18 protein-coding genes and 1 tRNA gene are annotated in these 23,278 nt (G+C 65.4%); 8 read left to right on the forward strand and 11 right to left on the reverse strand.

Going from position 1 to position 23,278, the window contains the following annotated elements; translation table 11 throughout:
• Positions 1–22 precede the first annotated feature (22 nt).
• The 6 genes from QQK63_RS11725 to pdxH all read right to left on the reverse strand — a co-directional run bounded on the left by QQK63_RS11725 (position 23) and on the right by pdxH (position 6,806).
• Positions 23–631 (reverse strand): ImmA/IrrE family metallo-endopeptidase, encoded by a 609-nt coding sequence (locus QQK63_RS11725; protein WP_277822974.1) that lies wholly within the window; start codon positions 629–631, stop codon positions 23–25.
• An 11-nt stretch (positions 632–642) separates the two neighbouring features.
• Entirely contained in the window at positions 643–4,317 is a 3,675-nt protein-coding gene (locus QQK63_RS11730) for a vitamin B12-dependent ribonucleotide reductase (RefSeq protein WP_277822976.1), read from the reverse strand.
• A 535-nt stretch (positions 4,318–4,852) separates the two neighbouring features.
• Positions 4,853–4,929: transfer RNA gene (locus QQK63_RS11735), tRNA-Pro, on the reverse strand.
• Between the two features lie 57 nt (positions 4,930–4,986).
• Positions 4,987–5,469 (reverse strand): DUF192 domain-containing protein, encoded by a 483-nt coding sequence (locus tag QQK63_RS11740; RefSeq protein ID WP_277822978.1) that lies wholly within the window; start codon positions 5,467–5,469, stop codon positions 4,987–4,989.
• Positions 5,470–5,515: 46 nt separating this feature from the next.
• Positions 5,516–6,013, reverse strand: a complete 498-nt coding sequence (locus tag QQK63_RS11745; RefSeq protein ID WP_277822980.1) for a cold-shock protein — start codon at positions 6,011–6,013, stop codon at positions 5,516–5,518.
• 172 nt (positions 6,014–6,185) lie between these two features.
• Complete coding sequence (gene pdxH / locus QQK63_RS11750) at positions 6,186–6,806, reverse strand: pyridoxamine 5'-phosphate oxidase (protein ID WP_277822982.1); 621 nt, start codon at positions 6,804–6,806, stop codon at positions 6,186–6,188.
• A gap of 148 nt (positions 6,807–6,954) precedes the next feature.
• On the opposite strand from pdxH, the gene fabI reads away from it, so the two are divergent.
• Both fabI and gpt read left to right on the forward strand, forming a co-directional pair.
• On the forward strand, positions 6,955–7,767 hold the full coding sequence (gene fabI / locus QQK63_RS11755) for an enoyl-ACP reductase FabI (protein WP_277822984.1): 813 nt from the start codon (positions 6,955–6,957) through the stop codon (positions 7,765–7,767).
• Positions 7,768–7,771: 4 nt separating this feature from the next.
• The gene (gene gpt / locus QQK63_RS11760) at positions 7,772–8,293 is read left to right on the forward strand and encodes a xanthine phosphoribosyltransferase (protein WP_277822986.1); all 522 of its coding nucleotides are present in this window, start codon (positions 7,772–7,774) and stop codon (positions 8,291–8,293) included.
• Between the two features lie 35 nt (positions 8,294–8,328).
• On the opposite strand, the gene QQK63_RS11765 is transcribed toward gpt, so the two are convergent.
• The 3 genes from QQK63_RS11765 to QQK63_RS11775 all read right to left on the reverse strand — a co-directional run bounded on the left by QQK63_RS11765 (position 8,329) and on the right by QQK63_RS11775 (position 11,368).
• Positions 8,329–9,450, reverse strand: coding sequence for a Hint domain-containing protein (locus QQK63_RS11765; RefSeq protein ID WP_277822988.1), 1,122 nt, complete (start codon positions 9,448–9,450; stop codon positions 8,329–8,331).
• Positions 9,451–9,680: 230 nt separating this feature from the next.
• Positions 9,681–10,790, reverse strand: a complete 1,110-nt coding sequence (gene aroB, locus QQK63_RS11770; RefSeq protein WP_277822990.1) for a 3-dehydroquinate synthase — start codon at positions 10,788–10,790, stop codon at positions 9,681–9,683.
• Positions 10,787–11,368, reverse strand: a complete 582-nt coding sequence (locus QQK63_RS11775; RefSeq protein ID WP_277823029.1) for a shikimate kinase — start codon at positions 11,366–11,368, stop codon at positions 10,787–10,789. The genes aroB and QQK63_RS11775 overlap by 4 nt, the downstream gene beginning before the upstream one ends.
• A 134-nt stretch (positions 11,369–11,502) precedes the next feature.
• Here QQK63_RS11775 and QQK63_RS11780 point away from each other — a divergent pair, with 134 nt between their 5' ends.
• The 4 genes from QQK63_RS11780 to QQK63_RS11795 all read left to right on the forward strand — a co-directional run bounded on the left by QQK63_RS11780 (position 11,503) and on the right by QQK63_RS11795 (position 15,631).
• Positions 11,503–11,637 carry a hypothetical protein gene (locus QQK63_RS11780; RefSeq protein ID WP_277822992.1) on the forward strand — a complete coding sequence of 45 codons (135 nt, stop codon included), beginning with the start codon at positions 11,503–11,505 and terminating at the stop codon, positions 11,635–11,637.
• Complete coding sequence (locus QQK63_RS11785) at positions 11,627–13,153, forward strand: hypothetical protein (RefSeq protein WP_277822994.1); 1,527 nt, start codon at positions 11,627–11,629, stop codon at positions 13,151–13,153. The genes QQK63_RS11780 and QQK63_RS11785 overlap by 11 nt, the downstream gene beginning before the upstream one ends.
• 4 nt (positions 13,154–13,157) lie before the next feature.
• Positions 13,158–14,114, forward strand: a complete 957-nt coding sequence (locus QQK63_RS11790) for a site-specific tyrosine recombinase XerD (protein WP_277822996.1) — start codon at positions 13,158–13,160, stop codon at positions 14,112–14,114.
• Between the two features lie 185 nt (positions 14,115–14,299).
• Positions 14,300–15,631: an HlyC/CorC family transporter gene (locus QQK63_RS11795; protein ID WP_277822998.1), complete on the forward strand. Its 1,332-nt coding sequence runs from the start codon at positions 14,300–14,302 to the stop codon at positions 15,629–15,631.
• Here the strand turns inward: QQK63_RS11795 and QQK63_RS11800 are convergent.
• The gene (locus QQK63_RS11800) at positions 15,609–16,868 is read right to left on the reverse strand and encodes a DUF2254 domain-containing protein (protein WP_277823000.1); all 1,260 of its coding nucleotides are present in this window, start codon (positions 16,866–16,868) and stop codon (positions 15,609–15,611) included. The two genes, QQK63_RS11795 and QQK63_RS11800, sit on opposite strands and share 23 nt — an antisense overlap.
• A gap of 100 nt (positions 16,869–16,968) precedes the next feature.
• On the opposite strand from QQK63_RS11800, the gene QQK63_RS11805 reads away from it, so the two are divergent.
• Together QQK63_RS11805 and QQK63_RS11810 are read left to right on the forward strand one after the other, a co-directional pair.
• On the forward strand, positions 16,969–19,380 hold the full coding sequence (locus tag QQK63_RS11805; protein ID WP_277823002.1) for a GcvT family protein: 2,412 nt from the start codon (positions 16,969–16,971) through the stop codon (positions 19,378–19,380).
• 169 nt (positions 19,381–19,549) lie between these two features.
• Positions 19,550–20,143 (forward strand): nucleotidyltransferase family protein, encoded by a 594-nt coding sequence (locus tag QQK63_RS11810; RefSeq protein ID WP_277823005.1) that lies wholly within the window; start codon positions 19,550–19,552, stop codon positions 20,141–20,143.
• 94 nt (positions 20,144–20,237) lie between these two features.
• Here QQK63_RS11810 and QQK63_RS11815 read toward each other — a convergent pair.
• A partial coding sequence (locus QQK63_RS11815; protein ID WP_348540438.1) for a Hint domain-containing protein occupies positions 20,238–23,278 on the reverse strand: 3,041 nt, incomplete at its 5' end.

A 23,278-nucleotide genomic window follows, 5' to 3' on the forward strand; every position in this document is an offset into this window, starting at 1 on the left:
GACAGGGGCGCGCCCGATTTCTTCAAAGAACTACCCTCGGATTTGGAGTGCTCAACTTGTCTAATGCAACTTGGAAGCCTGGCAACAAAACCGCTGAACGTGCGTGCTTAACGTAGGTAACGTCAGAGGCAGCCCTCCGTGCGAGATCGAGAACACCCCACCTGAGGTCAGATAGGGCTGCCCCACACTGGAAGAATGCCGCCGCATAGTTTGCTTCCAATTCTTCGACCGTTGGAGGTAGGTTCGACAGGCCAGTAGGCCCGTCGAACAATTGAAAGTTTTTTACCACTGCGCCCGTGGCGTGGTGCCCAAGAGCCACGTGGCCAAGTTCATGGGCGAGTATGAAGTTGGATATCCGACACCCCTTCTCCGCATCGTCCAAGAGCCTCTGATCAGTAGTCAGCGTCATACGACCGTTGAAGAAAACAACACCAGCTTTGTGCTTTACCGGGACTGACGGATCAGAGTGGTAAGCTCTAATCTGCCAATCATCGTTCTCTTCACATATCTTTTCCCAAGCCTCTGTCATGACAAAGAACTGATGATCTTTGTACAGCTCCCGCCTCGCCCACAGCATCTCTTGATAGATTTGGGCAGTTCTAGGAATGGATATGATCGGCCGGCGTGCCATGCGTCAGTTCCTCAGCTGCACCCACTGGTCCCGCCGCAGGTGTTGCACTTCATGCAGGTGCCGTTCCGGACCAGCGTGTAGTTGCCGCATTCGCCGCAGGCCTCGCCCTCGTAGCCCTGCATCTTGGCCCGCGTCGCCGCATCCATGCTGACCGTGCCGGTGGTGACTGCCGTTGTCGAAGCGACGGCGGCAATCGTGCCCGACGCACCCCGCACCTCGGGGATCAGCGTCTCCAGCGTCGCGACCGGATCGGCCCCGCCCTGGAACACCAGCAGATCCTGCGGCGCGCGCTTGCGCAGATAGCCGGTCGATGCGACCTGCTTGAGCACTTCGATCGGCGTCGACCCCCGGCTTTCGGGAACCTCGCGGATGTTCGACACGCCTTCCTCGGCACCCCGGCCCACATCGTCGAAGCTCGTGCCCTGCGGGGCCACATGCGCCAGATCGGTGCGGTCGAGGTAGGACACCGCCAGCTCGCGGAAGATGTAGTCGAGGATCGAGGTCGCGTTCTTGATCGAGTCGTTGCCCTGCACCATCCCGCTCGGTTCGAACTTGGTGAAGGTGAAGGCATCCACGAATTCCTCCAGCGGCACGCCGTACTGAAGACCGACCGAGACCGCGATGGCGAAATTGTTCATCATCGCCCGGAAACCGGCGCCTTCCTTGTGCATGTCGATGAAGATCTCGCCGAGGCTGCCATCGGCATATTCCCCGGTCCGCAGATAGACCTTGTGGCCACCCACGATCGCCTTCTGGGTATAGCCCTTGCGGCGGTCGGGCATCTTTTCACGATGCGCCTTGATGACCTCCTTGATGACGATCTTCTCGACGATCTTCTCGGCGATGACCTGCGCCTTTTCCATGGTGGTGCCGGTCTCGAGGATTTCGGCGGCTTCCTCGTCATCCTCGACCAGCGCAGAGGCCAGCGGCTGCGACAGCTTGGACCCGTCCCGATAGAGCGCGTTGGCCTTCACGCCCAGCGACCAGGACAGCTCATAAGCCTTCTGGCAATCCTCGATGGTCGCGGAATTGGGCATGTTGATCGTCTTGGAGATCGCCCCCGAGATGAAGCTCTGCGCCGCCGCCATCATGTAGATATGCGCGTCGACACCAAGGTAGCGCTTGCCCTTCTTGCCGCAGGGGTTGGCGCAGTCAAAGACGTGGTAATGCTCCGTCTTCAGGAAAGGCGCGCCTTCCAGCGTCATGGTCCCGCAGACATGATCGTTCGCGGCATCGACCTCCGCCTTGGTGAATCCAAGGTGGCGCAGCATGTCGAAGGTCGGATCGTTCAGCTTTTCGGCCGGGATGCCCAGCGTCTTGGTGCAGAACTCCGCGCCCAGCGTCCACTGGTTGAACACGAACCGGATGTCGAAGGCCGACGGCAGCGCCGCCTCGATCTTCTCCAGCTCCGCGCGGCCAAAGCCATGCCCGATCAGCGAGGTGTGGTTGATCCCCGGTGCCTGACCCAACGTGCCATGGCCCACGGCATAGGCGACGATCTCCTCGATCTGGCTGGGGCTGTAGCCCAGCGTCTCCAGCGCGCCCGGAACCGACTGGTTGATGATCTTGAAATAGCCGCCACCGGCCAGTTTCTTGAACTTCACCAGTGCGAAATCCGGCTCGATCCCGGTCGTGTCGCAATCCATCACCAGACCGATGGTGCCGGTCGGCGCGATCACGGTCGCCTGAGCGTTGCGGTAGCCGTGCTGCTCACCCAGCGCCAGCGCCTCGTCCCAGGCTTGCTTGGCCAGCGCCACAAGCGTCTGGTCGGGGCAATTGGCATGGTCGAGCGCCACGGGGTTCACGTTGACGCCCTCATAGCCATCCGTCTTGCCGTGTGCGGCAGCGCGGTGGTTGCGAATGACGCGCAGCATGTGCTCGCGGTTCTTGGCGAAGCCCGGGAAAGCGCCCAGTTCCGACGCGATTTCCGCGCTGGTCGCATAGGATACGCCGGTCATGACCGCCGTCAGCGCCCCGCACATCGCGCGGCCTTCGGGGCTGTCGTAGCCCAGGCCCATGTTCATCAGCAGGCCGCCGATATTGGCATAGCCCAGACCCAGCGTGCGGAAGTCATAGGACCGCTGCGCGATTTCCTTGGAGGGGAACTGCGCCATCATCACGCTGACTTCCAGCGTCAGGGTCCAAAGACGGCAGGCGTGGATATAGCTTTCCGCATCGAACTTGCCGCCCGCGTAGAAGGTCAGCAGGTTCATCGACGCAAGGTTGCAGGCCGTATCGTCGAGGAACATGTATTCCGAACAGGGGTTCGAGCCGCGGATCGCCCCATCCTCGGGGCAGGTGTGCCACGCGTTGACCGTGTCATGGAACTGGATGCCCGGATCGGCGCAGGCCCATGCCGCGTGACCGACCTTTTCCCACAGCTCGCGCGCCTTGATCGTCTTGGCGACCTTGCCGCCGACGCGGTTGACGAGGTTCCAATCGGCATCGTCCTCGACCGCCTTCAGGAAAGCATCGGTGACGCGGATCGAGTTGTTGGAATTCTGGCCCGACACGCTGGAATAGGCTTCGCTGTCCCAGTCGGTGTCGTAGGTCGGGAATTGGATCCCCGTATAGCCCTGCTTGGCGTAATCCAGAACCCGCTTGATGTAGGTCTCGGGGATCGAGGCCGATTTCGCGGCGCGGATCGCCTTTTTCAGCCCATCGTTCTTGGCAGGCTCCACGGCATCTTCGACCGTGCCATCCCATGCGCCGATGGCTGCAAAGATCGCGTTCAGCATCTTCTCGTGCGTCTTGGAGCCCGCGACGAGGCTGGCCACTTTCTGCTCTTCGATCACCTTCCAGTCGATGAAGGCCTCGATATCGGGATGGTCGGCATCGACGATCACCATCTTGGCCGCGCGGCGCGTCGTGCCGCCCGACTTGATCGCGCCGGCCGCCCGATCGCCGATCTTGAGGAAGCCCATCAGGCCCGACGACTTTCCGCCGCCCGACAGCTTCTCGCCTTCGCCGCGCAGATGGCTGAAATTGGTGCCCGTGCCCGAGCCGTATTTGAACAGGCGCGCCTCGCGGACCCACAGGTCCATGATGCCACCCTCGTTCACCAGATCGTCCGCGACGGACTGGATGAAGCAGGCATGGGGCTGCGGATGCTCATAGGCGCTCGACGACTTGGTCAGCTTGCCGGTCTTCCAGTCGACATAGAAATGCCCCTGGCTCGGGCCGTCGATCCCATAGGCCCAGTGCAGGCCGGTGTTAAACCATTGCGGGCTGTTGGGCGCAGCCATCTGGCGCGCCAGCATCAGCTGCATTTCCTCGAAATATGCGCGGGCATCGCTCTCGGCGGTGAAATAACCGCCCTTCCAGCCCCAATAGGCCCATGCGCCCGCCAGACGACGGAACACCTGCTTGGCCGAGGTTTCGCCGACATAGCGCGCATCCTCGGGCAGCGTTTCCAGCGCCGCCTCGTCGGCGACCTGCCGCCACAGGAATTCGGGCACACCCTTTTCCTTCACCGGCTTGAGTCGTGCGGGAACGCCCGCCTTGCGGAAATATTTCTGGGCGATCACATCGGACGCGACCTGGCTCCAGCCCGCGGGAACCTCGACGTTGTCCAGCTTGAACACGACGGTCCCGTCCGGATTGCGGATCTCGGAGGTGGTGGTGGTGAATTCGAGATCGGCGTAAACGTCTGCACCATCCCGCGTGAACCTGCGTTCAATCTTCATGTCGGCTGCCCCTTGTTAGCTCAACGGTTCCCTGTCCGCGGTCTGCCAGCGTCTTGGCGCTCTGACCGTTCTTTCCGGTGGCCAGGACAAACCCCATCGCATCGCGCCGCGTGGCCCGTTCCAGCCCGATGTCACGGGCTTTGTCGCGATGTCGGTGGGTTGGTCCCCGGCCCCGCCAACCACCACCACATTTAGTGGGTGGCGTGTCGGCCTACACAAACTGACGTAGGTAGAGGGGAGTGGTCAACGCTTTTTTTGGACTGCCGCAACTGTTTTTTCTGTTGCAATCACAGGGTTTCCGCGATCCGGCCCGGGCACCCGATTCACCCCCAGATCGCGCGAACCCGCGCCGCTCGCAGATTTCCCTTGCGACAGCGCCATTTGAGCCGCGCAGGTCAGGCTATGGATGAAGCTTGTCCACAGGCCCCAACGCCACCAGCCGCGGCATATGAATGCCGTTGGATAGGACACAAACACAACATGTTGCGATACGATGGTGCGCGATGTCCATCGATAGATAGCACAGAGTGGGGATTGGTCGGGGCGGCGAGATTCGAACTCACGACCTTCTGTACCCAAAACAGACGCGCTACCAGGCTGCGCTACGCCCCGACTGCGCCCTGTTAGCGCGCCAAAGCGCCCTTGGAAAGCCCTGCGAGCCCGCTCGCGTCACTCCGCGGCGCAGGGCCACGCCGCGGCCTCCTGCACGATCGAGGGGTGGCGCATCTCGTCACCCTCCGACAGGCCCAGAACCGCCGCCATGCCGCCGTTGATCTCGAGCACATATTGTATGCCCTCGCCCCCGGGGATCGGCGTGCGATCCAGCGGCACGGCATTCTCATGGATGCGGCGCACCACCCCGGTTTCATCTGCAAAGATCATGTCGAGCGGGATCAGCGTATTCTCCATCCAGAAACTCACGCTTTGCGGCCGTTCGTAGACGAACAGCATCCCGCTCATCCGGGGCATTTCCGGCACGTTCATCAGGCCCTGCGCGCGTTCCTGAGGGGTATCGGCAATCACCACCCGGAACCTGACGCTGCCGAAATCCCCGCGCATTTCCAGCCGGTCGTCGCTGCAAGCCGCACGGGCTGGCGACCCACCCCACGCAAGGCCGACAATCGCGGCCAGAACAACAAGAAAGAGACGCATCACCTACCCCTGTTACGCGCCCTTGTCCGGGCCCGCTCCGGGCCGGTCAGACGTAATCCCAGCTGCGTACCTCGACGGCCATCTTGCCGCGCGGCCCATCTACGACCTTGATCGCGACGGCCTCACCCGGCTGCAGGTCCGCAAGCCCGAACCGGCGCAGCACCTCGACATGAACGAACACATCCTCGGGATAGCCGAAAACATTGGCAAACCCAAAACCTTTCGCCTTGTCGAACCATTTCACCCGCGCCGCGAGAAAGGGAACATCCGGAATGGGCTCGGCCGCCTCTCCCTCATACCCCTCAAGGTCCTCGGGCGGCTCTATTTCCAGCACCTCGACAGCCTGAATGCCACGGGGGGTCTCTTGGGCAACGATCATGATCCGCGCGTCTTCCGCGACAGACCCCTGGCCGAAATTCCGCAGCACGTTCGCGTGCAGCAAAATGTCGGGCCCGCCCTCATCGTTCAAAACAAAGCCAAAGCCCTTACCAGCATCAAACCACTTCACGCGCCCCCGTATCGTTGCAGGCGCGGCCTCCGTCACATCGGCCATCTTGACATACCCCATGGCGTAAACTCGCGTATCTCGTCCCGCTCCTAGAATTGGCGCGGGCGCGCGTCGCGCACAAGTATAAAATTCATTTATTTGTCATATACTTGCAAATTCACGTTTCGTGAATTCGCAGAATTCCTGACCTTCTAGCTAGGGAAAGGTTTCAGGGGTTCAGCCGCTGCACCGACCAGTCGGCATCGGCCTCCGCCCGCGTCCAGCGAAACCGGTCATGCAGCCGGAAGGCCCCATCGGCCCAAAACTCGATCTCGACCGGCGTGATCCGGAACCCGCCCCAATGCGGCGGGCGTGCCGGGTTGGGACCGTGCTGCGCCGTTACACGCGCCACTTCCGCGACCAGCGCACCGCGCCCGGACAGCGGCGTCGATTGCCGCGAGGCCCAGGCCCCCAACCGGCTCTTGAGCGAGCGCGAGGCGAAATAGGCATCCGCCTTCGGCCCGTCCTCGCGCGTCACCAGCCCCCGCACCCGAAGCTGCCGGTGCAGCGATTTCCAATGCATGACAAAGGCCGCCTTGCCCGACGCGCTGATCTCTCGGCCCTTCGCGCTCTCGTAATTGGTGTAGAAGACAAAGGCCCCCTTGCCCGCGCCCTCGGCCTCGATGTCCTTCAACAAGACCATGCGCACATTGGGCAGCCCATCGGCATCAACGCTGGCCAGCGCGATCGCGTTGGGGTCGTTGGGTTCGCTCGCCTCGGCCTCCTTGAGCCAAGCCTGCGCGATCACGAAAGGATCCTCGCCCGCGAAAATACCGCCCCTGTCGCTCATTTCCTGCTCCCTCGCATGGCCTTGGGTGTCACATCATGGTGCCAAGTAGCGCCGCGACAAGCCCATGGGCAAGCCTGCCTCTCTTGAAGCCTTCCGGGCTATGGCTTACGAGACCGGGAAAAGCATCGCGGCAGATACGGGGGCACCGATGGGTTTGATGACGGGCAAACGCGGGCTCATCATGGGTCTGGCGAATGATAAATCCATCGCCTGGGGCATCGCCAAGGCGCTTGCCGCCGAGGGCGCGGAACTGGCCTTTTCCTATCAGGGCGAGGCGCTCTTGAAGCGCGTGCAGCCCTTGGCCGAAAGCCTCGGCTCCTCGCTCATGGTGCCGTGCGACGTGGGCGACGAGGCCTCGCTCGACGCGCTCTTCGACACGCTCAAATCCGAATGGGGCAGCCTCGATTTCGTGGTCCACGCCATCGGCTTCTCCGACAAGAACGAACTGCGCGGCCGGTACGTCGAAACCAGCCCCGCGAATTTCGCGATGACCATGAACATCTCGGTCTATTCCTTCACCGCCGTCTGCCAGCGCGCGGAAAAGATGATGCCCAATGGCGGCAGCCTGCTGACCCTCACCTATTACGGCGCCGAAAAGGTCATGCCGCATTACAACGTCATGGGCGTGGCCAAGGCGGCGCTCGAGGCCTCCGTGATGTATCTGGCCGAGGATCTGGGCCGCGACGGCATCCGCGTCAACGCGATCTCGGCGGGCACGATCAAGACGCTGGCGGCCTCGGGCATCGGCGATTTCCGCTACATCCTGAAGTGGAACGAATACAACTCGCCGCTTCGGCGCACCGTGACCCAAGACGAGGTGGGCCAATCCGCCCTTTACCTCCTCTCCGACATGTCCAGCGCCGTCACCGGCGAGGTGCTGCACGTCGATGCGGGCTATCACGTCATCGGCATGAAGAACCCCGAGGCGCCCGATCTCAGCCTCGACAAAAAGGAAGCCTGACGCCATGATCACGCCCCTCCCCCATGAAAAGGGCTTTCACGTCAGCTGGGACCAGCTGCACCGCGACGCGCGCGCGCTGGCTTGGCGTCTCGACAAGCGCGGCCCGGGCGAAGATGGCGCATGGCGCGCGGTCGTAGCCATCACGCGGGGCGGCATGGCACCCGCGATGATCGTTGCGCGCGAACTCGACATCCGCACCGTCGACACGATCAGCGTGAAATCCTACCACGCCGGCGGCGGCAAGGCCGACAAGCAGCGCGAGGCCGAGGTGCTCAAAAGCCCCGACGCCGCCGTCATGGGCGATGGCGAGGGCGTCTTGATCGTCGACGACCTCGTCGACACCGGCAAGACGCTGGAACTGGTGCGCCAGCTCTACCCCAAGGCGCATTTCGCCACGATCTACGCCAAGCCCAAGGGTGAGCCGATGGTCGACACTTTCATCACCGGCGTCAGCCAGGACACCTGGATCTTCTTCCCTTGGGATATGGCGCTGCAATACGTCGAACCCTATCGCGGCAAGGATTGAGGGGCAGCCAAACCGCCCCCGATCCGCGTCTTGGTTCAAGCCAGCTGAACCGCCGCCGCCATGCGCGGCGGCTCCTGCGCCACCAACCACCGGGCCTGCCGTGGCTCCAGCGCAAGGCGCGCCTTGCGCGGGCGGCGCTGCGGCACGAACACTTCCGGGAAGATGCGGCACAATTCGGCGCGCGCCTCCTGCGGCAGGTTCCGGATCGCTTCGCGCCCGGTGTACAGGCTCTCGCTCAGCATCCCGTTCACCTCAAGGATCTCGTGCCGGTCGAGCAGCAGGTGATGATAGGTGACCTCGGTGATGGCGTCATCGAGGTAAACGCCCGGCAGCCGCGTCAGGCTTAGTGCCGGAACAAGGATTTCCCCCGTATCGAACAGTCGCCGCACCCTGTCCGAGGCGATCAGGATCCGGTGCTGGCGCGACACGCGCAACGTCTCTGACGGGATCCGGTCGCCCAGCGCGCCTTGCGTGATCACCACGGGCCGCAGCCTGGGATCACCGGCCAAGGCGCTGGCCCGCAGCGTCCGGGCGTGGATCCAGCGGATCGGCTGAAACCCGTTGTCGGCCGTCCAGACCCTGTCACCCACCTTCAGCGTCTCGATCGGGCGCGGCCCCCGCTCGGTGCGCACCATCGCCCCATCCGTATAGCAGATCGGCGCATAGGCATCGTAATGCTCGGCGATATTCACCCAATCATAGGTATTCTGCTCGGTCCCGATGACCTCGATCGTGGCGATGGGCCGGTTCTGGTTCAGGAAACCGGCCATGATCGCGTCGCCGAAATCGAACAGGATCTGGTTGTTGTCCAGAACCATCACGTCCAACGTCACGGTATCCGACGTGCCATCCATGTAGGTGACACGCGATTGCACCTCGATACTGAACTGCAACAAACCCGATGTCCCCGGCAGGGTATTTCCCGGCTCGGCGGTATATTGCTCCGCGGGCTCGGCGGCGCTGAAATCCGAAAACTGCCCGTTGCCCGAGGTGTCGGAGAACGTGCCTGTCGTCGATTCCGCCACATGCGTCGCAGTGCCCGACGTGTCGTTGCCGTTGAAATTGTAGATGTTCCCGCTGAGCTGGGTGATCACGAGGCTTGATCCATCCCAAGCCTCGTTGGTGAGAATGACGAAATTGTCGGTAATGTTCACCATGGCTCAATCCAATACTGTCTTACGCATCCCGGCTCGAACACGTGCCGGTATCCCGTCGCGGCAGATGCACGGATCATGCCGTGGGCCACGACCGGGCACGGCACCTGCTGCATTATCAAGAACGGCATGTATGAAGATTGCTTTACTGCCGCGGCGGAAAACCCGCTCCGCCACCCGTGCCCAGCCGCAAGGCGCGGGGTCTCATAGACCCCCCGCCGGCCGCACCCGATTTAGCGGCCCAGCGCCTCGTCCAGCAGCGCGCGCACGTCTTGCCCCGGCACATCCCCCGCAACAAACGCCTCCCCGATCCCCCGCGCAAGGATGAACCGCAGCCTGCCGTCCACCACCTTCTTGTCCTGCCCCATCAGGCCTATCAGCGCCTCGGCATCCGGCAGATCACCGGGGATCTGCGACAGGTCGCGCTTCATCCCCATCTCGGCCAGATGCGCCCTCACCCGGCTCGGATCCTCCTGCGCGCACAGCCCCAGCCGCGCCGACAGGCCAAAGGCCAGCGCGCAGCCGATCGCCACCCCCTCGCCATGCAAAAGCCGGTCGGAATAGCCCGTCGCCGCCTCCAGCGCATGACCAAAGGTATGGCCAAGGTTCAAGAGCGCCCGGTCGCCCTGTTCCGTCTCGTCGCGCACGACGATATCGGCCTTCATCTGCACCGATCTGCGCACCGCCTCGGCCCGCAGATCCGCATCCCCCGCCGCCAGCGCGGGCCCATGTCGCTCCAGCCAGTCAAAGAACCCGGCATCGCCCAACAGCCCGTATTTCACCACCTCGCCATATCCCGCGAGGAAATCCCGCGCCTCAAGCGTTCCCAGCACCTCGATATCGGCCAGAACGAGGCTTGGTTGATGAAACGCGCCCACAAGGTTCTTGCCCTGCGCGGTGTTGATCCCGGTCTTGCCGCCCACCGAACTGTCCACCTGCGCCAAAAGCGAGGTGGGCACCTGCACGAACCGCACGCCCCGCCGCAGGATCGCCGCGGCAAAGCCGACCAGATCGCCGATCACGCCGCCGCCAAAGGCCACGACCACGTCGCGCCGCTCCACGCGCTCTTCCAACAGCCATTCCACAACCCGGATCAGGTGCGGCCAGCTTTTCGTTCCCTCGCCCGGCGGCAGCACCAGCGCGGCACTCTCGACCCCGCCCGCGCGCAACCCCGCCTGCAACGCGCCGAGGTGCAGACGCGCCACGGTCTCCTCGGTCACGATCCAGACCCGCGGCCTGCGCAACAGCGGTGCGATCTCCGCGCCCGCGCGCCCGATCAGCCCTTCGCCGATCCGCACGTCATAGGCCCGCTCGCCCAAGGCCACATGCACGGTCACGCTCATTCCCGATATCCTTCCACCGCGCCCGCCCGCGCCAGCTCCGCCAGCACCCGCTCGGCGGTATCCTCGATCGACCAATCGGGCTGCACATGCACGGACAGGGGCGCCAGTGCATAGACCGGCGCGCGCTCGGCCAACAGCGCCGTCAGCGTCGCCTTGGGCGCCGAAGTCCGCAACAGGGGCCGTGTCGTCTTGTGGCGCACACGCGACCACAGCAATTCCAGATCCGCCTCCAGCCACAGGACAGCGGCCCGTTTTGTCAAAAGCGCGCGGTTGCCCTCCGACATCCACGCCCCGCCCCCCGTCGACAGGATGCAGGGCTCCCCTTCCAGAAGCCGCGCGATCACCGCGCTTTCCTTCTCCCGAAAGAACGGCTCGCCGTAGCGGTCGAAGATTTCGGCGATGGTCAGCTGGCTCGAGGCCACGATCTCGGCGTCCGAGTCGCGCATCTCCACCCCCAGCCGCGTGGCCAAGGCGCGCCCCACGGCGGTCTTGCCCGCGCCCATCATGCCCACCAGCACGACAGTCCGCTTGAGCTTCGGCGCCTCGGCCTCACGCGATTGTGGCGTTGTTTCGCCCATCATCCCGAAATTTCTTCTCCCCGACTGGCGCAATCCGCCGCCGGATGCCTTATAAGGTTTCCAGAACGGCGGCAAACGCCGATCCGCGCCACCATCGCGCGGCATCATCGACCGAGGCAAGGGGCACGAACGACATGGGGCGCATCATCCGGTTCTTCCTTCTTCTGGCCGTTTTGGCCGTCCTGGGGCTGATCGGCTATTCCTATTCCGGCTATCTCGTGCCCCAGCAGCAAACCATCACCACCCCGGTGGAGCTCGATGTCGACTAGACGGGCCGCCCTCGCCCTGTGGCTCTGCGCTGCCCTGCCCGCCTTGGCGCAGGACCCGCCTGACCTTGGCGACCTGCCCGCGCTCGCGCCACCCGGCTGGCTCTCCGATACGATCACCCGGCCCCATGCCGATGTCGCCACCTCGGCGCTGCCGCCCGCCATCACGGTCATGCCCATCGGCGCGGTCGAGATCGAGGCGATCGGCCTTCTGCCGCCCGCGATCACCGGCCTGCCGCGCGACCTCTGGGGGGCGTCCGACACCGAGACACTGACCCGGCTCTTCGGCGCGCAACCGCTGCAAGGCCTGCCCGCGATCCAGAGCTTCACCGAAACCCTCGCCCTGGCCGAGCTTGATCCACCCGCCGATGCCGACCCCGACCGCGCCGCCCTGTTTCTTGCGCGCCTCGACATGCTGCTGGCGCGCGGTGCGCTCGACCCGGCACAGGCGCTGATCGAACGCGCCGCCCCCCGCAACCCCGAGGTCTTCCGGCGCTGGTTCGACATCTCGCTCCTGCTCGACCATCCCGAACGCGCCTGCGCAGCGATGCAGGCCAATCCCGACATCGCCCCCACCCTGCCCGCGCGCATCTTCTGCCTCGCGCGGTCGGGCGATTGGTCGGCCGCCGCCCTCACGCTCGGCACCGGCGAGGCGCTCGGCCGCATCACCCGCGCCGAGGGCGACCTGATCGCCCGTTTCCTCGACCCCGAATTGTTCGAGGGCGAACCGCCCCTGCCCCCCGACCCCAACCTCACCCCGCTCACGTTCCAGATGCGCTCGGCCATAGGCGAACGGCCCGCCACCACCGGCCTTCCGCTTGCCTTCGCCCATGCCGATCTGGGGGATCTGGCAGGCTGGCGCGCACAACTCGACGCGGCCGAGCGTCTGACCCGCGCGGGCGCCATCGAACCGGCGCAATGGCTCGCGATCTACACCCAGCGCGTCCCCTCCGCCTCGGGTGGCATCTGGGACCGGGTCGCGGCGCTGCAACGCTTCGACGGCGCGATCCTCGCAGGCAATCTCGTCGCCACCACCGAACACCTGCCCACCGCCTGGTCCGCGATGGAGGCGGCGGGGCTGGAGGCGGCCTTCGCCGAAACCTACGCTGATCACCTGATGCGCCTGCCCCTCACCGGCGAGGCGGGGCTCCTCGCCCGCCGCATCGCACTCCTGTCCTCGCGCTACGAACAGGTGGCCCAAACCGCCGTACCGCAAAACCCGGCCGAGGCTTTCAGCTTCGCGCTCGCCCGTGGTCAGGCCACGTCTCCCCCGCCCGACGCCGACCTTGTGGCCCGCGCCGTGGCCGATGCCTTCGCAGATAACGCCCCCGATCACCGCTACACCTGGTTCTTGCAAAATGACCGGCTGGGCGAGGCGCTCCTGCGCGCGGCCCTCGTCCTCTCCGATCCGGCCCGCGATCCCGACGACATCACCGATGCGCTGACCCTTTACCGCACCGTCGGGCTCGAGGATGTGGCCCGCCGTGCGGCGCTGCAACTCGTGCTGCTGCGGGGCTGACGCCATGGCCGCCCCCGCAACCGATCCCCGCTGGATCAGCACCTTCCTCGATGCGCAAGCCGCCGAACAAGGCGCCGCGCGCAACACGCGCCTCGCTTATGGCCGCGATCTCGTCGATGCCTCGGGCTGGCTCGTCCGGCAGGGCGCCACACTGGCCACCGCCACCCGCCCCGCGCTCGAAACCTATCTCGCCCATCTCGATGCCCAAGGGCTTGCGCCCGCCACCCGTGCGCGCCGCCTCTCGGCCCTGAAACAGCTCTACCGCTTCGCCGTCGACGAAGGCTGGCGCGCCGACAATCCCGCCCTCCAGATCAAGGGCCCGGGCAAGACCCGCGCGCTTCCCGACACCCTCACGCTCGCCGAGGTCGACGCGCTTCTTGCCGCGGCCGAAACCCATGGCAGCAAACCCGCCGACAGGTTGCGCAACACCTGCCTGATGCAGGTCCTCTACGCCACCGGCCTGCGCGTCAGCGAACTGGTCTCGCTGCCCGTGGCCGCCGTGCGCGGCGATCCGCAGCTTCTGCTCGTGCGCGGCAAGGGCGACAAGGACCGCATGGTCCCCCTTTCCCGACCCGCCCGCGCGGCGTTGACCGCTTGGCTTGCCCATCGCGACGCCGAGGAAGATACCGCCCGGACCAAAACCGGCGCGAAACCCTCGCCCTTCCTCTTTCCCTCGCGCGGGCAAAGCGGCCACCTGACCCGCATCCGCTTCTTCACGCTGATCAAGGAAATCAGCCTCGCCGCCGGCCTCGATCCCGCCCGCGTCACACCCCATACCCTCCGCCACGCCTTCGCCACCCATCTGCTGCAAAACGGCGCCGACCTGCGCGCGATCCAGACGCTTCTGGGCCATGCCGATATCGCCACGACCGAGATCTACACCCATATCCTCGACGAACGCCTCAAACGCCTCGTCCTCGAAAACCACCCGCTCGCCACCGCCCGGCCCTCTACCCGTTGACCCCCCAGCAAGATTAACGCGCGCGCCCCTTCATCTTGGCCGAAAAAATCCGGGGGGAATGGCCGGAGGCCATGGGGGGCAGAGCCCCCCTATTTGGCCTCCGGGCAGAGCCCCCCTGCAACATCTGCACCGCCACCGCACGGGCCCATCTTGCGACAAGCCCCGCCGCACCCCATAACCACGCCATGGATCCCACACCCCTGACCGACAGTGTCTCCGCCCTCGCCGATCCCAGCACATGGATCACGGCCGCCGTGATCTTTTTCCTGCTTTTTTGCTCGGGCTTCTTCTCGGGCTCCGAAACCGCGCTCACCGCCGCCTCGCGCGGCAAGCTGCGGTCGATGGCCGACCGGGACGAGGCGGGCGCCAAGGGTGCTGAACGCGCCCTCACCCTCAAGGAGGATAACGAACGCCTGATCGGCGGCATCCTTCTGGGCAACAACCTCGTCAACATCCTCGCGACCTCGCTTGCCACGGCCCTTTTCACCGCCCTTCTGGGCGAGGGCGGCATCGCGGCCGCGACACTGGTGATGACGGCGCTCGTCCTGATCTTCGCCGAGGTTCTGCCCAAGACCTACGCGATCAACGATCCCGAACGCACCGCCTCGCGCATTGCCCGGCCCATCGGCCTTGTCATCGCGATCATGGCCCCGGTGGTCAGCCTCGTGCGCATCGTGGTGCGCGGTGTCTTGCGGCTTTTCGGGGTGCGCATCGACGCCTCCGCCAACATGCTCTCCGTCCACGAGGAGATCATGGGCGCGCTCTCCCTCGGCCACCAGGAAGGCACCGTGGAAAAGGAACAGCGCGACCGCCTTCTCGGCGCGCTCGACCTGCACGAACGCACGGTCGAGGAGATCATGCTGCACCGCTCGGGGATCGAGATGATCGACGCCGATGCCGACCCGGAGGAAATCCTCAGCCAGGCCCTGCAATCCTCCCACACCCGCCTGCCCGTCTACCGGGGCGAGCCCGAGAATGTCATCGGCGTGATCCATGCCAAGGACCTGCTTCGCGCCGTCGACCGCCTGACGCGCGGCGAGGATGCGTCGGGCCTTCAGGGCTTCAAGATCATGGACGTGGCGGTAAAGCCCTATTTCATTCCCGAAACGACCACGCTCGACGACCAGTTGCGCCAGTTTCTCAAGCGCCACACCCATTTCGCGCTGGTGATCGACGAATACGGCGCGCTGCGCGGCCTCATCACGCTCGAGGACATCCTCGAGGAAATCGTGGGCGAGATCACCGATGAATTCGACGTCGCCGAAACCCCGGTCCTTGCCCCCGGCCCCGACGGGAATTTCGTGATCGACGGCGCGATGACGATCCGCGACTTCAACCGCGCCACCGATTTTTCCCTGCCCGACGACGAGGCCAATACCGTCGCGGGCCTCGTCATCCACGAGGCGCAATCCATCCCTGTTGTCGGCCAATGCTTCAGCTTTCACGGCTTCCGCTTCGAGGTGGCCGAACGCGACCGCAACCGTCTGACGCGGCTCAAGATCCGGAAACTGGGCTGAGGCAGGCGGCCTCCAGCCGCGCGCGGTCGGTCTCGTCCTCCATCTCGGCCATCGCGCGCCTTGCGTGATCGGCGGCGGCCTTGCGCGCGGCATCGGCCAGCCGCGCATTGCCCAGCCGCCCCAAAGACCCCAGCGCATCTTGCAACGCCAGATGCACCTCCAGCGCGCCGCCCGCATAACGCGCCACCGCCCCGAAACCGACCTCGAACAGACGGCTGCGATCGACCGGCATCATCCAGACCCGCTCGCAGCGCGGGCTGTCCTCTGGCTCCAGCGCAAGGGCGCCCATGACCCGCGCCAGCCGATAGGTCACATCGACCGCCGTGTTGGGGTCATTCACCCCCGGCGACAGGGCGCGCGTCGCCACCTCCGCCAAGGTCGCCACCGCATGGATCGGGTCCATCTCGAAGGTGCGCGCAGGACCCACCGGGATCGCGGCGCGGATCGCGGCCAGAACCTCCTCGCTCGCGCTCTGCCCCCCGATCACCCGCGCCAGAACCTCGCCCGGCTGCACGAAAGCGCCCACCGGCTGCACGACGAAGATCTCCGCCCCCAGAAAGGCGGCGCTGTCTTGCAACGCACCCTCGAAGACCTGCGTGACATAGCCCGCCCGCGTCGCCACGACCGTGACCCCGCCCTTGGGCGGCGTGCTGCCCTCGGCCATGACCCGCGCGCCCTGTGCGGGCCGCCGCGCCATCTCTTCCAGCGCGATGCGCGCCCGCGCCTCCAGCAAGTCGGCGGTATAGCCAAGGCTCCCGTAGCTATCGAGGTGGATGATCCAGCGGATGATCGTCACCACGATCCACAGCGCCACCCCTACCGTTGTGATGAACAAGACCACCAGCTCCCGCTCTCCGAACAGGTCGGCGGCCCGCAAGATCATCGCCAAAAGCGCGTATAGAAACGCCCCCAGAAAGGTCGCCAGCACCGAATGGGTCGTCTTGTCCTCCTGCAAGAGGCGGTGACTGCGCGGCGACCATTGCCCCTCGGCGCGCGAGAATCCCGTCACCATGATGGTCAGCGAAAAGGTCACCACTGCCAGCATCGAACTCGCCAGAACCGGCAAGATCGCATCGACCGCCTCCGCCCCCACCAGACCCGCCAATCCAGCGGGGATCAGCGGCCCGATCACCGTCGCCACCCCCAGCGCCATCAGCGCCAGAACCGCGACAAGGATCACCCGCACATGGATGCGGCGCGTCTGCTGGCGCAGCCAACGCAAGAAGGTGGAGAACATCGGGCAAGCCTCCGCTCTGCGACAGGGCATGTCGCTTTTGGACAAGTGGGTCGCACACCCTTCGCGCGACCTTCCGCAGGCAAGCTAACGGAGGCGGAAGATGAAGACCACAACGCACGTCTGCATCATCGGGGGGGGCGTCGTCGGTTGTTCGGTCGCCTATCACCTGACCAAACTGGGCTGGACGGACGTGATGCTGCTGGAACGCTCGGAACTGACGAGCGGGTCGACATGGCACGCGGCGGGCGGCTTTCACACTCTGAACGGCGACACCAACATGGCCGCCCTTCAGGGCTACACGATCCGCCTCTACCGCGAACTCGAAGAGATCACGGGCCTGTCCTGCGGCCTGCACCATGTCGGCGGCCTGACGCTCGCCGATACGCCCGAACGCTTCGACATGCTCAAGGCCGAACGCGCGAAACACCGCTACATGGGCAATGACACGGCGATCCTCGGGCCCGAGGAGATCCGCAAACTCTCCCCCATCACCAACATCGACGGGATCCTCGGCGCGCTCTACGACCCGCTCGACGGTCACCTTGATCCTTCGGGAACGACCCACGCCTATGCCAAGGCCGCGCGCATGGCGGGCGCCAAAATCGTGCTTCATACCAAGGTGATCGAAACCAACCCCCGACCCGATGGCACATGGGACGTCGTGACCGACAAGGGCACGATCCATGCCGAACACGTGGTCAATGCCGCAGGCCTCTGGGCGCGCGAGGTGGGCGCGATGGCGGGCTGCGTCCTGCCGCTCCATCCGATGGAACACCAGTATATCGTGACCGAGGAGGTGCCCGAGATCATGGCCCTTCTGGCCGAAGGGCACGAACACCCCCACGTCATGGATCCCGCAGGCGAAAGCTATCTCCGGCAAGAGGGGCGCGGGCTTTGCATCGGCTTTTACGAACAACCCTGCCGCCCTTGGGCCGTCGACGGCACGCCCTGGACCTTCGGCCATGAACTCCTGCCCGACGATTTCGACAAGATCGAGGACAGCATCGCCTTCGCCTATCGGCGTTTCCCGGTTCTGGAACGGGCGGGCGTCAAATCCGTGATCCACGGCCCCTTCACTTTCGCCCCCGATGGCAACCCGTTGGTCGGCCCCGTCCCGGGCCTCAGGAACTACTGGTCGGCCTGCGGCGTGATGGCGGGCTTTTCGCAAGGCGGCGGCGTGGGCCTCATGCTCGCGCAATGGATGGTCGAGGGCGAGACGGAACGCGACGTGATGGCGATGGATGTCGCCCGCTTCGGCCGCTGGATCGGTCCGGGCTACACCCTACCCAAGGTGATCGAAAACTACCAGACGCGCTTTTCCGTCAGCTACCCGAACGAGGAAAAGCCCGCCGCCCGCCCCCATCGCACCACGCCCATGTATGACACGTTCGACGCCATGGGCGCGGTCTGGGGGCAGCAATACGGGCTCGAGGTGGTCAATTACTTCGCGGGTGCCGGCGAAAACAGATACGAAACCCCCTCCTTCCGCCGCTCCAACGCCTTTGACGCGACCGCGCGCGAAGTGCAGGCCGTGCGCACCGCCGTCGGCATCAACGAGCTTCAGAATTTCGGCAAATACCGCGTCACGGGCCGCGATGCGCGCGGCTGGCTCGACCACGTGATGGCGGGCCGCATCCCCGCACCGGGGCGGATTTCGCTGTCGCCCATGCTGTCGGAAAAGGGACGGATCGTCGGCGATTTCACCATTTCCTGCCTGTCCGAGACAGAGTTTCAACTGACCGCCAGCTATGGCGCACAGGATTACCATTTGCGCTGGTTCGACAAGTGGTTGTCGGGTGACGTTCATGTCGCGAACATCTCCGACACCCGCAGCGGCTTCCAGATCGCAGGCCCCCGCGCGCGCGATCTTTTGGCCGCTGTTGCGCGTCAGGATGTCAGCGACATGGCCTTCATGGATGTCCGCCGCCTGACCATCGGCCTCTCGGATGCCATCGTCCAGCGTGTCAGCTACACCGGCGATCTGGGCTACGAGATCTATGTCGACACCCTGGAACAACGCGCGCTCTGGCGGGCGCTCTGGGACAAAGGGCAGGACTTCGGGATCAAGCCCTTCGGCATGCGCGCCATGATGTCCCTGCGCCTCGATCGCGGGTTCGGGTCCTGGATGCGGGAATTCTCGCCCGATTACACCCCTGCCGAAACCGGCCTCGACCGCTTCATCGCGTGGAAGAAACCCGTCGCATTCATCGGCCGACAGGCGGCCGAGGCTGCACGCACCGCGCCCCCCGCCCGCCGCCTGACCCAATTTCTGGTCGATGCCGCGGATGCCGATGTGGTCGCCTATGAACCGATCTGGCTCGACGGTGCGGTCGTGGGTTTCTGCACCTCGGGCGGCTATTCGCACTGGACCGGGCAATCGACCGCGTTCGGCTTCCTGCCCTCCGAGCGGATCATGGATGGATTGCCCGTCGAGATCGAGATATTGGGCGAGATGCGGCCCGCGCGTGTGGTGACGTCACCGCTTTGGGAAGATCCGCGAATGCGGGCGTAGGGACGGCGCGCCGGAAGGCGCAAGCTCCCCCGTCACCAGAGGTGACGACGTCAAAGTAGGGGGCTCTGCCCCCGTCACCAGAGGCGACGACTTCAAAGTAGGGGGCTCTGCCCCCGTCGCCTTTGGCGACTCCCCCGGAGTTTTTCGGCCAAGATGAAGGAGGGCCGCGATGGAGCCCGATGCCACCACGATCCTGCTGCTTGCCGCAGGCCGGTCCAGCCGGATGCGCGGCACCGACAAGCTGATGGAAGAGATCGACGGCGCGCCGATTTTGCAGATCATGGCGCGCCGCGCGACGCGGGCCGGCGTGCCGGTGCGCGTCGTCCTTGGCCCGGATCAGGAGACGCGGCGCGCGGCCCTTGCCGGGCTCGATCTACGGATCGTCGAAGCCACGGACAGCGACGGTATGGCCGCCTCGATCCGCGCGGGCGTCGAAGGCCTGACCGGGCCGGTCCTGCTGGTCTTGGCCGATATGCCCGAGATCACGGCGCAGGACCTCTACCTGATGGTCTCGCTTGGCGCACAGGCCCCGCAGGCGATCCTGCGCGCAGCCAGCCGCGACGGCCAACCCGGCCACCCCGTTCTGTTTCCCGCCGATCTCGTGCCGGAACTGGCGCAGATCCGTGGCGACCAAGGCGCGCGCGACATCCTGCGCGCGGCAGCGGCGCGCGTCCATCTTCTGCCGCTGGCGGGCGACCGGGCGCTCGTCGATCTCGACACGCCCGAGGCATGGGCGCAATGGCGGGCGCGACAGGGCGCCTGACGCCCTCCCCATGAAGAAAGGGGCGGTCCCGAAGGCCGCCCCTTTCTCCTCTCCGTTGCCCCGGGTCAGGGCCCGCCTGTCGCGGGCCCGGCCCTCAGCCGCGGTGCTGCAGCAGTTTGGCCTCATGCGCCTTGAGCGACCGGCGCGCCGAGACATAGCCATCCAGACCTTCGCGCGTCTTCAGCTCGGGGAAGAGCCCGAGGATCTCGTCGCGCACCTCGTCGGCAAGCGTCCCCATCGACTGGGCGCCCGGCTGGAAGCTTTCCGTCCAGGACCCGTTCGACAGGACCACTTCGTGCCGGTCGAACATGAAGTGGACATAGGTCGTGCGCAGCGTATCGAGCTGCATGATCCCCGACGTGCCCACCAGATGCTTGGCCGGAACCAGAACCTCGCTCTCGTTGAAATAGAGGTCGGTCATCTCGTTGGCGATCAGCAACCGGTGCTGGGGCGACACCACCATGTCGCGTTCCGGCAAGCCATGGCCAAGGCTCCCCTTGCGGACAAGGATCGGGCGGAAATGCGGGTTCTGCCCCAGCTCCGCACGGTCCAGCGTCCTTTGGCCCAGCCACCGGATTTCCTGGATGCCGTTGTCGCGGGTGATCACCCGATCCCCCTCGCGCAGGCTTTCCACCGGAACCTCGCCCTTGGGCGTGGCGATCAGCGTACCGGGGGTAAAGCAGATCGGCCCGGCGATCTCTTCGATCTCGCGGAAGACCAGTTCGCCCTGCACGACCGACTTCGTGGCGTCCGTGTAGAAGACGACGCGCCCGCTTTCGCCCGATGCCCCCGTGGGATCGATCGAATCCTCGAGGAAGATGTCGAAATCCCGGTTTCCGGTCAGGTCGAGGACGTCGATGTCGTTTCCGTCCGGATCCTCGCCGCCGACGATCGTATCGCCCAGACCCTCGCGGTAGGTGTCGCCAAAGATCGGATCGGTGAAATTGCCGACCGTGAAGGTGTCGTTGCCCAGACCGCCCGAGAGGCTGTCGGCCCCCTGACCTCCGATGATCATGTCATCGCCCGTGCCGCCGTCGATCACGTCATCGTCGATGCCGCCGTCGAGCGTGTCATTGCCCGCGCCGCCAAAGATCGTGTCGTCATCGTCAGCCCCGAAGACGAGGTCATCGCCCGCCCCGGCATCGATCACGTCACGGCCGTTGTCGAGGATCGGATCGTTGCGGGAGGCCACGAGATTGTCGTCGATCAGGTTGAGCGTATCCGCCCCCGCCGCATCGACACCGGCAAAGATCGTGTCGTTGCCATCCCCGGAGGTGATCGTATCCGACCCTTCGCCGCCAACGATCCGGTCAGCGCCGGTGCCCGTGCTGATGACGTCGTCATCGAACCCGCCGTCGACCACGTTGTCACCGTCGCCCGCGTCGATGACATCCGCATCATCGCCGGTCTGGATCGTGTCATTGCCGGCCCCGGTCGTGACCACATCGCGGTCATCGGCCGGATCGGGATCGGCATTGCCCACGATCGGGAACCCGCGATCCGGAAGGCCGGTGTCGCCGCTCACGATCAGGTTGTCGCCGTCCAGATCGGTGATCGTGTCACGGCCGGAATTGCCGGTGATCGTGTCGCTGCCGGTTCCGCCGTCGAGGCTGTCGTTGCCCGAGCCGCCCGTCAGCGTATCGAGGCCAGCCCCGCCCAGCAGCGTGTCGTCGCCCTCGGCCCCGCCGAGCACGTCATTGCCCACGCCCCCGTCGACAAGGTCATTGCCCTCGTTGCCGAACAGCTCGTCGTCGCCCGCGCCACCCTGAACGGTGTCATCGCCCAGACCGCCGCTGACCGTGTCGTCCTCCGCGCCGCCATCCAGCACATCGTCGCCGATGCCACCGTTGATGACATCCTCGCCCGCACCGCCATCGACCGTGTCGTTGCCGTCCCCGGCATTGATCGTGTCGTTGCCGCCATTGCCCTCGATCACGTCGTCCAGACCGTCCGGCCCGTCGATCGTGTCGCCTTCGGCATCGGCATAGCCGGGGTTCATCACCTCGCCGGTTTCAAGCCCGTCGACCACCCCATCGGGCAGAACGTCGAACAGGACTGTCTCGATCTCCGAGAAGGCGATGGTGACCGGCTGGCCCGCGGCGTTGTTGATCACCGCAGTGCCGCTTTCGCCCGTACCCGTCACGGGGTCGAAGGTCGGGTCGGTCGGGTCGTAGGTGATCGACACCACGTCCAAGCCGCGCAGGTCCAGAACGTCGCCGATCCGTCCGCCCGGGTTGTTCGTCGGATCGATGACCGCCTCTTCGCCGGTCTCGCCACCGATGACCGTGATCGTGCCGGTCTCGGGGCGGGTGTCGTCGACGGTGAAGACATCATCGCCCGATCCGCCCGTCGCCAGGTCGCCGCCGCTGACCACGATGTCATCGTCGCCCGCGCCGCCGTCGATCGTGTCGACGCCATCCTCGCCGTCCAGCGTGTCGGCTCCGTCACCACCCGCGATCAGGTCGTTGCCGCCATTGCCGATGATCAGGTCGTCGCCCGCATCGCCGTTCAGCGTATCGGCACCGACGCTGGCGAGGATCGTGTCATTGCCATCGCCACCGTTGACGAGATTGCGGTTGCCCGGCCCGTCATTGCTCGTGGGATTGCCCACGGGCTGGGTGCCGTCGAAACTGCCGGGAACGAGCAGGTCATCGCCCGCGCCGCCCTCCAGCGTGTCATCGCCCGCACCACCATAGAGGCTGTCGCCGCCCTCTCCACCGGTCAGGCTGTCATTGCCGAACCCGCCGACGATGGCATCGTCGCCCGCACCGCCATCGACCGTGTCATCGCCCGCGCCCGCGTCGATCGTATCGTCGCCGCCGTTGCCCTCGATCACATCCGGCCCGTTGCCGATCACATCGCCGCCGCCATCGGTCGGCGCGTTGCTGTCGTCATAGCCGACGCCCATGACCTCGCCGGTCTCCTCGCCGTCCACGACCCCGTCGGGCAGCGGGTCGAAGACCACGTTCTCGATCTGGCTGAAGTTGATCGTCACCGGCTGGCCCGCAGCATTGGTGAACACCACCGTGCCGCTCTCGCCCACGCCCGTCGCCGGGTCGAAGGTCGGATCCGTCGGGTCGAAGGTCACCGAGACCACGTCCAGACCCGTCAGGTCCAGCGTGTCCCCAACCCGGC

Origin of the sequence: Roseicyclus marinus, from assembly GCF_030163795.1 — a bacterium.
GTDB classification, from domain to species: domain Bacteria; phylum Pseudomonadota; class Alphaproteobacteria; order Rhodobacterales; family Rhodobacteraceae; genus Roseicyclus; species Roseicyclus marinus.

Excerpts from the sequence above, each read along its gene's own strand:
- QQK63_RS11725 (WP_277822974.1), bottom strand. The coding sequence starts at position 631 with ATGGCACGCCGGCCGATCATATCCATTCCTAGAACTGCCCAAATCTAT.
- QQK63_RS11730 (WP_277822976.1), bottom strand. The coding sequence starts at position 4,317 with ATGAAGATTGAACGCAGGTTCACGCGGGATGGTGCAGACGTTTACGCC.
- QQK63_RS11740 (WP_277822978.1), bottom strand. The coding sequence starts at position 5,469 with ATGCGTCTCTTTCTTGTTGTTCTGGCCGCGATTGTCGGCCTTGCGTGG.
- pdxH (WP_277822982.1), bottom strand. The coding sequence starts at position 6,806 with ATGAGCGACAGGGGCGGTATTTTCGCGGGCGAGGATCCTTTCGTGATC.
- fabI (WP_277822984.1), top strand. The coding sequence starts at position 6,955 with ATGGGTTTGATGACGGGCAAACGCGGGCTCATCATGGGTCTGGCGAAT.
- gpt (WP_277822986.1), top strand. The coding sequence starts at position 7,772 with ATGATCACGCCCCTCCCCCATGAAAAGGGCTTTCACGTCAGCTGGGAC.
- QQK63_RS11765 (WP_277822988.1), bottom strand. The coding sequence starts at position 9,450 with ATGGTGAACATTACCGACAATTTCGTCATTCTCACCAACGAGGCTTGG.
- aroB (WP_277822990.1), bottom strand. The coding sequence starts at position 10,790 with ATGAGCGTGACCGTGCATGTGGCCTTGGGCGAGCGGGCCTATGACGTG.
- QQK63_RS11775 (WP_277823029.1), bottom strand. The coding sequence starts at position 11,368 with ATGGGCGAAACAACGCCACAATCGCGTGAGGCCGAGGCGCCGAAGCTC.
- QQK63_RS11780 (WP_277822992.1), top strand. The coding sequence starts at position 11,503 with ATGGGGCGCATCATCCGGTTCTTCCTTCTTCTGGCCGTTTTGGCCGTC.
- QQK63_RS11785 (WP_277822994.1), top strand. The coding sequence starts at position 11,627 with ATGTCGACTAGACGGGCCGCCCTCGCCCTGTGGCTCTGCGCTGCCCTG.
- QQK63_RS11790 (WP_277822996.1), top strand. The coding sequence starts at position 13,158 with ATGGCCGCCCCCGCAACCGATCCCCGCTGGATCAGCACCTTCCTCGAT.
- QQK63_RS11795 (WP_277822998.1), top strand. The coding sequence starts at position 14,300 with ATGGATCCCACACCCCTGACCGACAGTGTCTCCGCCCTCGCCGATCCC.
- QQK63_RS11800 (WP_277823000.1), bottom strand. The coding sequence starts at position 16,868 with ATGTTCTCCACCTTCTTGCGTTGGCTGCGCCAGCAGACGCGCCGCATC.
- QQK63_RS11805 (WP_277823002.1), top strand. The coding sequence starts at position 16,969 with ATGAAGACCACAACGCACGTCTGCATCATCGGGGGGGGCGTCGTCGGT.
- QQK63_RS11810 (WP_277823005.1), top strand. The coding sequence starts at position 19,550 with ATGGAGCCCGATGCCACCACGATCCTGCTGCTTGCCGCAGGCCGGTCC.